The 12,137-nt window shown below is 35.7% G+C and carries 8 protein-coding genes; 2 read left to right on the forward strand and 6 right to left on the reverse strand.

What is annotated here, in order from left to right; genetic code table 11:
- Positions 1–56: 56 nt before the first annotated feature.
- Positions 57–1,742: a glutamate formimidoyltransferase gene (gene ftcD, locus C7377_RS03880; protein WP_116495998.1), complete on the reverse strand. Its 1,686-nt coding sequence runs from the start codon at positions 1,740–1,742 to the stop codon at positions 57–59.
- Positions 1,743–2,004: 262 nt separating this feature from the next.
- Here ftcD and C7377_RS03885 point away from each other — a divergent pair, with 262 nt between their 5' ends.
- Positions 2,005–4,941 carry a M16 family metallopeptidase gene (locus tag C7377_RS03885; protein ID WP_207778402.1) on the forward strand — a complete coding sequence of 979 codons (2,937 nt, stop codon included), beginning with the start codon at positions 2,005–2,007 and terminating at the stop codon, positions 4,939–4,941.
- Positions 4,942–5,107: 166 nt separating this feature from the next.
- Positions 5,108–6,658 (forward strand): alkaline phosphatase, encoded by a 1,551-nt coding sequence (locus C7377_RS03890; protein WP_116495999.1) that lies wholly within the window; start codon positions 5,108–5,110, stop codon positions 6,656–6,658.
- A gap of 90 nt (positions 6,659–6,748) precedes the next feature.
- Here the strand turns inward: C7377_RS03890 and C7377_RS03895 are convergent, their stop codons facing one another.
- From C7377_RS03895 to C7377_RS03915, 5 genes are all read right to left on the reverse strand, one after another.
- On the reverse strand, positions 6,749–7,714 hold the full coding sequence (locus C7377_RS03895) for a D-alanine--D-alanine ligase (protein WP_116496000.1): 966 nt from the start codon (positions 7,712–7,714) through the stop codon (positions 6,749–6,751).
- A gap of 49 nt (positions 7,715–7,763) precedes the next feature.
- Positions 7,764–8,798, reverse strand: a complete 1,035-nt coding sequence (locus C7377_RS03900) for an RluA family pseudouridine synthase (protein WP_116496001.1) — start codon at positions 8,796–8,798, stop codon at positions 7,764–7,766.
- Entirely contained in the window at positions 8,798–9,574 is a 777-nt protein-coding gene (locus C7377_RS03905; RefSeq protein ID WP_116496002.1) for a PASTA domain-containing protein, read from the reverse strand. The genes C7377_RS03900 and C7377_RS03905 overlap by 1 nt, the downstream gene beginning before the upstream one ends.
- A gap of 118 nt (positions 9,575–9,692) precedes the next feature.
- Positions 9,693–11,354: a gliding motility-associated ABC transporter substrate-binding protein GldG gene (gene gldG / locus C7377_RS03910; protein WP_116496003.1), complete on the reverse strand. Its 1,662-nt coding sequence runs from the start codon at positions 11,352–11,354 to the stop codon at positions 9,693–9,695.
- A 4-nt stretch (positions 11,355–11,358) separates the two neighbouring features.
- Positions 11,359–12,087, reverse strand: a complete 729-nt coding sequence (locus C7377_RS03915; RefSeq protein ID WP_133241456.1) for an ABC-2 transporter permease — start codon at positions 12,085–12,087, stop codon at positions 11,359–11,361.
- Positions 12,088–12,137: the final 50 nt, after the last annotated feature.

Below are 12,137 nucleotides of genomic sequence, written 5' to 3' on the forward strand. Positions count from 1 at the left end.
AGAAAAAGGGAAGCTAATAGACCTCCCTTCTTAGATTATATAAAATGGAATGTTAATTATTCAGATAATTTTCCTTCAGCAATATCAAGAATAATTTTTTCCATATTTACGGTATCCTCTGCAATTTTCTTTGCCTCACCTAACATTTTCTCAACGATTTTGATATCCTCAACATCTTTTAAGTTAACTTGTACGTTTAGGTAAGCTGCTAATACACCAGAGCGAGCGGCCAATGCACCTACTGCAGCATCCGTTACGGAATTTGGATTTCCTATTTCAGTCATCGCTTTGATAACTTCCATGCTGTCGTAGCAAAGTTGCATCGTTTTTAATGGCACTTCTGCGGCATAGATTGTCGCTTCTTGAATAGCTTGTTTGCGAGCTAGCTTTTCCTCATCAGTACTTTTAGGTAGTCCAAAAGCATTCATAATCGCGTTGAATGAATCTGTATCTTCATCTACTGCACGGAGCAGTGCCTGTTGGTAATGCTTTCCTTTTTCTGCCCAGTCAGAAAATTCTTCCCAACGGTCATCCCATCCTCTTTTATGTGATGAAAGGTTAGCTACCATAGTTGCAAGAGATGCACCCAAAGCACCCATATATGCTGCTACGGAACCACCACCCGGAGCAGGTGATTCTGATGCGGTTTCTTCTGCAAAGCCTTGAACAGAGTAGTCCACCAATCGCTTCTTGTCCTCTTGCATCTTGTATTCAATAATCTTTTCTTCAGGATCGAATGGTGCTAATTCATCAAGTCCCATTGTTTTTACAGCAATCTTAATCAATTCAGCATCAGATACACCCGTAGAACGTTTTTGTTTGCGCAAGAAGTAACGACCGGCCTCAAGCATTGCATCTAAAGGAATCAATCCTACAAGTTCAGAGCCAGTTACGCGGATACCTCTTTTTTGTGCTTTGTCACAAACTTCATCAAATGCTTTGTGGATAGAAGTAACCGAGATATCTGTTAGGTTCATAGAGATTTGTGCTACGCCATATTCTTCAATAAACCAGCCGATAGCTTTCACAGATTTTAATGTTCCCGGCTCATTAATTGGGTTGCCTTTTTCGTCTCGAAGAATCTTTCCTGTCAACTTTCCGCCTTCGCGCTTCACACGACCACGTTCACGCACATCAAATGCAATGGCATTGGCACGGCGAGTAGAAGTTGTATTTAAGTTTACGTTGTAGGCAATGAGGAAGTTTCTGGCACCTACAGCTACGGCACCAAAATTAGGGTTAAATTCATCAGAACCGAAATCTGGTTTTCCAGCGTCTGTTTTTAATTTTTTAGCCAAACCTTCGTATTCACCAGAGCGAACTTTTGCTAAGTTTTTGCGCTCAGGAGTTAAAGCGGCAGACTCGTAGCAATATACTGCTAGACCTAATTCATCACCGACTTTTTTAGCCAATTTCCTAGCATATTCTACCGTTTCTTCCATAGAAATATTAGCCACAGGAATGAATGGACAAACATCAGTAGCACCAAAACGTGGGTGTTCGCCTTTGTGCTTACTCATGTCTATCAATTCAGATGATTTTTTGATAGCTTGGAAAGCGGCTTCAACAACTTCATCAGGCGTACCTACAAAAGTTACTACCGTACGGTTTGTCGCTTTGCCTGGATCTACGTCTAGCAAGCTCACTCCATCTACTGCTTCAATAACATCAGTGATTTGTTTAATCACTTGCATATCATTCCCTTCACTAAAATTAGGAACACATTCTATAATCTTCTTCATTTTAAAAACAATGTTTTATAGGTTACATATCATTGCTACAAATGTATGTTTATTATAGAGATTTTCCACATTTTTTAGGAAGGATTTTAGGAAAATATATTCGTATGAAATTTTTATAAATTTCTAGTTCGTCCAATTCTATTTTATACAAGTTGGAACTATTTAATTGTTAAAAACTAATAAAAAATACGAGTGTTTGCTTGAAAGAAATTATCTTTAAAATGGATTAGTATAGATCTATTAAAATTAAAATCAATTAAAAATGATGAAACGTTTATTTATTTTATCAGCTTTTTTATTCCTTTCTCTGGCTTTACGAGCTGAGGATAAGGTGTATAAAGTTGAAAAACACACAGATGCAAATGGGTACAGTTACGAAACTGTAACTAACGACCCCACAGGCACAAGAATCTACACATTAGAAAATGGCTTGAAAGTATATTTAAGTAAAAATGAGAATGCACCGCGTATTCAAACATACATTCCAGTGCGTACAGGTTCTAATAATGATCCTGTTACCAATACCGGATTGGCTCACTACCTAGAGCATATGCTTTTTAAAGGTACTAGCAAGGTGGGTGCACTGGATTGGGGCTCAGAGAAAGAGTTATTACAACAAATTTCTGATTTGTATGAAGAGCACAAAGCGGAGCAAGATTTAGAAAAACGTAAAGAGATTTATAAAAAGATTGATTCGATTTCCCAGATTGCAGCAACTTATGTTGCAGCTAATGAGTATGATAAATTAATGTCATCTATGGGTGCTAGTGGTACTAATGCGCATACTTGGTATGAAGAAACGGTTTATCAAAATAACATTCCAGCAAATGAGTTGGAGAGATGGTTGGAGTTAGAAAGTGAACGCTTTAGTGAACTTGTACTTCGCCTTTTTCATACAGAATTAGAAGCCGTATATGAAGAGTTCAATAGAGCACAAGATAATGATTTCAGATTGGTACACTATGCTATGATTGATGCATTGTTTCCAAATCACCCTTATGGACAGCAAACAACGATTGGTACTTCAGAACATTTGAAGACACCTTCAATGAAAGCTATTCATGAATATTTTGGTACTTACTATGTGCCCAATAATATGGCGATAGTATTGGTTGGAGATATTGAATTTGATAAAACAATAGCCCTAGTTGATCAATATTTTGGGAACTTTAAATCCAAACCTTTACCTGAGAAAACATTTCCTAGAGAAGAGCCAATCACAGAGCCTATCATAAAAGAAGTTTTTAGTAAAGAAGCAGAGCGCATGAGCATGGCTTTCCGATTCGATGGCGGTACTGGTAGCGAAGATGAAAAATATGTCACTTTGATCGATATGATTTTAGCTAACGGTAAAGCAGGTTTAATTGACTTAAACATCAATCAAGCTCAAAAAATGCTTAGTGCAGGCTGTTCTCCAAATATATTGAAAGAATACACTTACCACAGTTTTAATGGAATGCCTAAACAAGGTCAAACATTAGAAGAAGTTAGAGACTTATTGTTAGAGCAGATTGAAAAAGTAAAAAAAGGAGAATTCCCAGAATGGCTGATTGAAGCTACAATCAATGATATGGAATTAAATGCGATTCGCTCTATTGAGAAAGCCAACAATGTCGCTTCTCTATTATATTCAAGCTATATTCAAGGAGTAGATTGGGCAAATAGATTAGCATTTTATCAAGATTTACGAAAGATTTCTAAAGATGATATTGTAAAATTTGCAAATGAGCACTATAAGGATAATTATGTGATTGTTTACAAACGACAAGGTGAAAATAAGAACTTAGTTAAAGTTGAAAATCCTGGTATTACACCTATCCAAATAGACCGAACTAAAGTATCTGAGTTTGGTACAAACTTATTAGCTAAGCAAACTGGCTCATTAAAGCCTCAGTTTATTGATTACAAAGAGAAAATTAAATCAACAGAACTTAATGGTAAAAAGATTGAGTATATCATTAATGAGGATAATGACTTGTTTGATTTAAGTATCATATTTGATATGGGAAGTTTTAACGATAAGAAATTATCATTAGCAGTTTCTTACTTAGAATATCTAGGAACAGACAAATACACACCAGAGCAAATCAAGCAAGAATTTTATAAGATAGGTGTATCATACAGTGTTTCTAGTGGCTCAGAGAAATCATATATCTCTTTATCTGGTTTGAAAGCAAATATGTCAAAAGGATTAGATTTATTAGAGCATCTTTTAGCTAACGTACAAGCTGAGCCAGAAGCTTACAAGGAAATGGTGAAAAACATATTGAAGTCTCGAAAGAATGCCAAAACAAATAAAGGCTACATATTACGAGGTGGTTTAATGAACTTTGCAAAATACGGTGAAGATTCTCCATTAAGGGATGTATTATCGCGTGAAGAATTACAAGCGATAAATCCTTCCGAACTAGTAAGCATTATCGAGGGTTTATTGAATTATAAGCACCGCATTTTCTATTATGGAAATGACGTGGCAGGACTGAAGGATGCATTGCAAAAATATCATAATTTTGGAATGAATAAAGAATATCCTAAAGCCAAAAAATACACTGAAGTTGATACAGGAAATAAGGTGTACTTTACGGATTATGATATGGTGCAAGCTCAATTAATGATGTTGAGAAAAGCAGGTGAGTTTTCAACTAAAGAAATGGCTCTGTCAAGTATGTTTAATCAATATTTCGGAGCAGGACTTTCTTCAATTGTTTTCCAAGAAATTAGAGAATCTAAGTCATTGGCTTATTCAGCCTATGCTTATTATGCAATACCTGGAGATAAAGACGATCATACTTATGTAATGGCATTTATAGGTACGCAAGCAAATAAATTGCCAGAAGCATTAGATGCGATGAATGAATTAATGAATGACATGCCTTTAGCGCATAAAAATTTTGAGGCTGCTAAGGAATCTGCATTAAAACAAATAGAGTCTCAACGGATTACACGTTCTTCAATTTTCTGGAACTACGAAAGCTTAAAGAAATTGGGCATTGATTATGATATTCGTAAAGATATTTATGAAGAACTTAAAACGATGACATTAGATGATCTTCAAAAATTCTTTAAAGAAGCTGTAAAGGGAGATAATTACACACTAATTTTAATTGGTGACAAAAAAACGATGCCAATGGAGAAATTGAAGGAGTTCGGAGACGTAGAGGAATTAGATGTTGATTATTTGTTTAACAACAAAGAATAAAATCCAAAATTTTGTGTGATGTAAAAAGGCTGGGAAACTTCCCAGCCTTTTCTCTGTTAGAAAGACGTTATTGACTCACTATGCGGTAAGAAAATAATCTTTAGTTAATGTGACACTTTACAATTTCTATTATCTTTGAAAATAAATTATTAAAATATCAAGATCAATGAAAAAATATCTATACCTAATTGCAGGGTTATTCCTATGGGCATCCTGTGTTGTAGCTGTTAACAATAAGTCCGGATTGTCTGGAAGTACATCAGCGAATAATAAAAAGGCAGAAGCCAAAAGACAAAAAGCACCTAAATATGTTTTTTACTTTATTGGTGATGGATATGGTCCTGCACAAGCACACTTGGCTGAGGAGTACTTAGCCAATAGAGATGGACGAATATTGCCAGATACCTTACTGATGAATACATTTCCGGTACACGGCACTTATACAACCTATGCAGGAAATCGTTTTATTACAGGTTCTGCAGCGGCTGGTACTGCATTGGCTGCTGGTCATAAAACAACAATAAATACCATTTGCATGAGTGGTGACCATGGATTGAAATATAAAAGTATGGCAGAGTTGTTAAGGTCAAGAGGAATGAAGATAGGTATTGTAACTTCAGTTTCAATTGACCATGCTACACCTGCGGTATTCTATGCGCATCAGCCTAATAGAAATAATTATTATGATATCGCTTTAGAGTTAGCAGAGAGTGATTTTAATTATTTTGCCGGTGGTGGATTTAAAGATCCTGAAGGAGTAAAAAAAGGTAATAAGAACCCATTGGCGAATATGGGAATCGATAAATCAACGGCAACTTCTGCAAACAAATATCCATCAGCTTATGCGATAGCTGAACAAGCTGGATACCGTTTTGTCAATTCAAAATCAGAATTTGCACAATTAAAAAAAGGAGATGATAAAATTGTAGTTTTTGACCCAAAACCCGCATCAGGTGCCTCTATTCCTTATGTGATAGACCAAACCGACGAAAATTTTACTTTAGTAGATTTTACGAAAAAAGGAATAGAGTTGTTAGATAATCCGAATGGTTTCTTTATGATGGTTGAGGGAGGAAAAATTGACTGGGCATGTCATGCCAATGACGCAGCAACTGCAGCTTTAGAAGTTTTGCAGTTTGATGATGCTGTACGCGAAGCCTATAATTTTTATTTGAAGCATCCCAATGAAACGCTCATTGTTATTTGCAGTGACCATGAAACTGGCGGACTAACCCTAGGACACGCTGCAACACATTACGAAACTTCATATCAGTATTTAAACAATCAAAAATGCTCTACAGAAGCGTTTACTGAAATGATTGAAGACTACAAAGCGAAACATCCAAATAATGCAAGGTATGAAGATATTTATCCACTTTTAAAAGAATATTTCGGATTTGATACAACAGATGAGTTGAAATTAGACCAATATGATATTGCTGATCTTAAAAAAGCACTGCAAGATGATGTTACGACGACGTATGAAGAGCGTATGCACAATCCACGTTTGGAGTGTGGCTATGGTCCTTACAATCCATTAGCTACAGTTGCAGCTCGTATCTTAGCAAATAAAGCCGGTTTAAGCTGGACTACCTATTCTCATACAGCAATTCCTTGTCCTGCAAGAGCAGTGGGAGTAGGAGCAGAAGCGTTTTATGGATACTATGACAACACAGAACTTCCTCGAAAGATTCTAAAAATGTATGAATTACTTTAGAAGATTAATTTTATAAGAACATTAAATACACAAAAAGCCTTGGATAACTAACGTTTCAAGGCTCTTTTAATTTTCTACTAGGGGAAATAGTTATCCGATTAGCTGGCTTAAAATATCTGACATTTCTTTCCCCTCATAAGCTAATTGTTTTGGAATAAAGCTATTGGAAGTCATGCCTGGTATGGTGTTGGCTTCAAGCATATAAATGTCATTATCTCTTATGATGTAATCAATACGTACAATGCCTTTAAAACCTGAGATTTTATAGATTTTCTCTGTAGTTTCTTGAATTTGCTTCGTCAGTTCATCAGAAATACGTGCAGGTGTTATTTCATCTGCAAAATCCGGGTCATACTTTGCTTGAAAATCAAACAAATCATTTTTGCTTACAACTTCTGTAATTGGCAGTGCCTTCACCTCTCCATTTAACTTTATGACTCCGTTGGTAACTTCTGTGCCTGTTATAAATTCTTCTATAATTACGGCATTATCTTGTTCGAAAGCTTTAGTAATAGCTGGTGATAAATCATCTTTTCTTGTAACCTTAGCAATTCCAAAACTGGAACCTTGTTGGTTGGGTTTTACAAAACAAGGAAGTCCTGTTGTTTCAATAATTTCATCTACATTGTAAGCAGTGTTTTCTAGGACTAATACTGACTTTGCAATGTTTACTACATCGAAACTTTTGATAAAATGATTGTAAGCAAATTTATTGAAACTCAACGATGACTCCATCACTCCAGAAGCGGAGTAAGGAATTCCTAAAATGTCAAAATATCCTTGTAAAAGACCATCTTCAGCAGGTGTTCCATGTATCGCTATAAACGCATAATCAAACTTTAAGATATAATCACTAAGCGATACACTAAAATTATTCTTATTAATATCATGCTCCGTATGTCCGGCTTGCAAATACCAACGGTCTTTGTCAATAAGCACCAAGTAAGGATTGTATAAACTCTTATCTAGAGCATTCATAATGTTTTCAGCAGTCCATAAAGACACTTGTCTTTCTGATGAATAACCACCTGCTACTACTGCAATATTCTTCTTCATTTCTTAAATTTTATAATCGTCAGTAATTTGTAGAGAAAAACATTTTATTTTAAATATCATCTCTTGCTGAAGTATAGACTCGCCACTTTTCTATCAAAGCCGTCATATCTTCAGGTAATGGTGAATTGAAATCGATATATTCATTGGTTCTCGGATGAATAAAACCTAATGTCTTGGCATGTAAAGCGTGACGAGGACATATTTTAAAACAATTTTCGATAAACTGTTTGTATTTAGAAAAGGTGGTTCCTTTTAGAATTCTATCACCTCCGTATTCCCAGTCATTAAAAAGCGGATGTCCTATGTGTTGAAAGTGAGCACGTATTTGGTGGGTACGACCGGTTTCTAGTACACATTCCACTACATTTACATATCCTAGAGGCTCTATTACTTTGTAATGAGTTACAGCATGCTTACCATATTCATTACCTTCAGGAAATACAGCCATTACTTTTCTGTCTCTAATGTTTCTGCCTATATTTCCTCTGATAGTGCCTTCTTTTTCTTCTAAATTTCCCCAAACAACAGCTACATATTTTCGAGTCGATGTCTTGTCGGCAAATTGAGCACTCAGTTTTGTTTTTGCGATATCGTTTTTTGCAATTACCAATAGACCCGAAGTGTTTTTGTCAATGCGGTGTATTAGTCCAGGTCTTACATCACCGTTTTCTTCATTGAAATATGGATTGTCTTTAAAATAATGGGCAAGTGCATTCATTAATGTACCACTATAATGTCCGTAAGAGGGATGCACAACCATACCTGGTTGTTTATTGATGACCAGTAAATCCTCATCTTCATAGACAACTTCCAAAGGAATATCTTGAGGAATCAGTTCAAACTCCTTTTTAGGATAATCTAATACCAATGCCACAATATCGTTCGGCTTTACTTTATAATTGGATTTTACTGATTTACCGTTTACATGGATAAATCCAGCTTCGGCTGCAGATTGTATTTTACTTCTTGAAGCATTTTGATGTTTCTGCATTAAAAACTTGTCCACCCTTACTGGGGTAATGCCTGGCTCAGCAATATATCTGTAATGTTCGTAATATTTTTGTTCTTCTTTAGGATAATCCATTAATTCTCGTTTGTAGTTTCAGGCTTGGCAAGAATTAGATTAATGCTTGATCCGGGGGTAGCAAGATCGCCGGAATTGAGAGACTGATGTTGTACTCTGGCAATTCGACGCCCTTCTTCAGAATCATCTTTAAAGGTTACTTTTCCGATATTCAATCCTGCCTCAAAGGCTTTACGCTTGGCATAGTTTTCTGATAATCCCTTTAAATTAGGGACGGTAAAGGTTACTCCTTCATTTGTGCCTACTATTAAGGTGACTTCCTCGCCTTTGTAAATTTTATCACCTTTTCTTAGTTCTTTCCCATTCAATGAAATTCCAGTTACCAAGTTCGTGTACGATGATGGTACATAGTCTAATTTTTTGATGTAAATTCCTTTTTTACTCAGTTGACCAATGGCTTGTCGCAACGAAAGATCACGAACTTGATCAATCTGCACCTTTTGTGGAGCAATAGCCGCTATGGTAAGTGTTACTAGACGTTTTCTTTTCACTTCTTGACCACTACGAGGATATTGTTCAATAACACTACCCGGCTCGCTGCCTCTGTTGAATACAGAGTCTTGAACTTCATATCTTAAATTGCTATCATTTATCAGTTCCTCGACTTCAGCTAGTTGTTTCCCTCTTAAATCAGGAACAGGAATTTTTTCTCCGTGGTGAGTATAAAGGTTAGTAAGTTTCAGCCCAACCCACATTAGAATAAAAGCTACGATAATAGAGATAAACAGATTTTTCCAAAAAGCACGTGATACGATAAATGAAGCGAAACTACTCATGTCTTATATTTTATAATAAAATGCAGTATTTACATTTAGTTGACTACAAAAATACAATTTAATATAGATATGTAAGAATGCTTAGCTTAGATATTTTTACTTCCTATTTTTTTGTTATCTACTTGGAGTATTTCTTTTTCCGATAAAATGAATAAACAAAACCAACGATTAATATAAATAGCAATGGAAATAATACGTTTATCAGTTGCCAATAGGTTCGTTCTGCCCGTGCTTTAGTTTTTTGAAGTGTTGCGGGAGTATATTCTTTATTTCTCAATTCTAGCCAGCCTTCATCATCGCAGAGGTAATCAATAGCGTTTAGTAAAAAAGTTTTATTACCATGGACATATTTATAGTCAATATTATAACCTAAAGGAAGAAATTGCATGGATGCTCTGCTACCTCTGGTTTCGTTTTTTATGATATCGCCATCGGCAATGACAATCATTTTATTGAAAGAACTTTTATCTTTATAGTTCTTTTGTTGTGTATAAGCAAGCCTTCCTTTAAACACAGAGGAAAAATTCCCCTCTAATAATACGCCTACAGTAATATTGGATTGGTTGTAAAAATTGGGCTTTTGCATGCGACTAATTTCTTGCATTTGAATCAATCTGGGAACATTTTCTAAACGTGTTGAGGTTGATGTTCGCAGTAAAGGAGTTGGCTCTATATCTTGTAATGATAGCGTATCGATACTATTGGCGAAAACAGCTCGGACTGGCGAAAGTCCTTTGGTAATCACATGGAAAGGGTTAGTCTCCAAAAGCGGTTCGTATGCCCAAGGAAGTGCCGTGAAGCGTGGTTGCTCTCCTTTTAATGCAGTATTTACTTTAACCAAGTCTGAATTTCTATCTAGTACCAATTGAGGATTGATGCGAATTCCGTATGTGAAAAGTTGGTCTTCTATATTTAAAGGCTTATAGAATGCTGTTACCTGTTGATTAGCCCGTAGGCTATCTTTAGACACTCGTACTTCATCAACCAACCAGAGAACCTTTCCCCCGTTCATAATGTATTGGTCAATAGAGAACTTATCATCTTCAGGGAAATCCTTATTAGGCTTTGCAATGATAAGTGCGTCAATAAGTGTGTCAAGGTTTTGACTAGTTGCTCGAATAACATTGTAATTTTCGGAAAGTGACGTGGCAAAATCGATAGTTTGTGCGGGCAAAAGTTCGCCATGCCCTTCTAAAAATGCGACAGTAGGAAGTTTCTCCTGTTCAAGCATACGCAAACCATTCACTAACTCGTATTCTAGATTGGCGATGGATTGATTCAAATTCTCCTGCCCAGAGAGAGCCGGATTGTTTTGTAATAAAGGAATAACAACTTCCTTCTCTTGATTGTGTAAAATCAGTGCAGGGAAGAGGAGTTGCTGTGTAAGTCTTCCTTCTTTATCTTTAATGTTGACACTTGTGTATTTTAAACCTCTTTGAGTGAGTTGTTCAACAGTTTTCGGATTGTCTGGTTCAATTTCAGGCAATACATACGATATATCTTGTGAGGTTTCTCTGTCTAATTCCTCTAAGATTTCTATGGTTGCTTGTTGCAATTTATGAAAGCCGTACGGCAATTCACCACTCAAATAAATCTCCGCTTCATAATCGTGATTTAAATCCTTAAGAAAATCGTAGGTGTTTTGAGACAAACTGTATCTTCTTTCTTTGGTTAAGTCAATTCGGTAATAATAAGTCTGTGAAATCCAATAGATGACTGAGCCTGCAATCACAAATATTACGATGAATAACCAATGTTTATATGTCTTGAAAACTTTCAAACTCTTATCTCTTTTTAGTTATTACTATCTGTGTCAGCATGAGAAAAAAAACAGTAATAAGGATAAAATATACTAGGTCACGTGTATCTATCACTCCTCTTGATATTGAATAATAATGTTCTTCAATGCTTAAAGAGATGAGTGTATTTTGCAAACTTTGTTTTGTGAAAATACTTGCTAAATAAGTCCATCCTGTATATATAAAAGCACAAAGTATCACTCCCAACAGAAAGGCAATGAGTTGATTGTTGGAAATAGACGATGTAAAAAGACTGATGCTCAGGTAAATACTTGCTAAAAAAAGCAATCCGATGTACGAACCACCAATGGCGCCAAGATCAACATTTCCTGCAGGATTAGCAAGCAGATAAATGCTAATGGCGAAAATAAATGTGGGTATTAAAGCAAATAAAATGACTACAAACCCAGCCCAATATTTTCCCATGATGATATCCCAAGTGCTTAAGGGTCTGGTGAAAAGTAACAGGCTTTTCTTTGTACGATAGGTTTCAGAGAATAAATGCATACACAATGCTGGGATCAGCCATAGAAAAAGCCAAGGTGCATTTGTAAATAATCCATCTAAGTTTGCAAATTCTGTATCTAAAATGTTTTGATAACCAGGAAATACCCAAAGCAAAAGTGCACTCGCTAATAAAAATATTGCGACCACAATGTATGCCATCGGCGAACCGAAATACAACGCTATTTCTTTACGAAAAATCTGAAACATTTTTGAATTCTAAAACAAGTATTTATACTTGCAATATTACACAAAATAAA

The sequence above is a fragment of the Balneicella halophila genome (assembly GCF_003096835.1).
In the GTDB taxonomy this organism is placed as follows: domain Bacteria; phylum Bacteroidota; class Bacteroidia; order Bacteroidales; family Balneicellaceae; genus Balneicella; species Balneicella halophila.

Coding starts and splice junctions, on each gene's coding strand:
- C7377_RS03915 (WP_133241456.1), bottom strand. CDS start 12,087: ATGTTTCAGATTTTTCGTAAAGAAATAGCGTTGTATTTCGGTTCGCCG.
- C7377_RS03885 (WP_207778402.1), top strand. CDS start 2,005: ATGATGAAACGTTTATTTATTTTATCAGCTTTTTTATTCCTTTCTCTG.
- C7377_RS03895 (WP_116496000.1), bottom strand. CDS start 7,714: ATGAAGAAGAATATTGCAGTAGTAGCAGGTGGTTATTCATCAGAAAGA.
- C7377_RS03890 (WP_116495999.1), top strand. CDS start 5,108: ATGAAAAAATATCTATACCTAATTGCAGGGTTATTCCTATGGGCATCC.
- C7377_RS03900 (WP_116496001.1), bottom strand. CDS start 8,798: ATGGATTATCCTAAAGAAGAACAAAAATATTACGAACATTACAGATAT.
- ftcD (WP_116495998.1), bottom strand. CDS start 1,742: ATGAAGAAGATTATAGAATGTGTTCCTAATTTTAGTGAAGGGAATGAT.
- C7377_RS03905 (WP_116496002.1), bottom strand. CDS start 9,574: ATGAGTAGTTTCGCTTCATTTATCGTATCACGTGCTTTTTGGAAAAAT.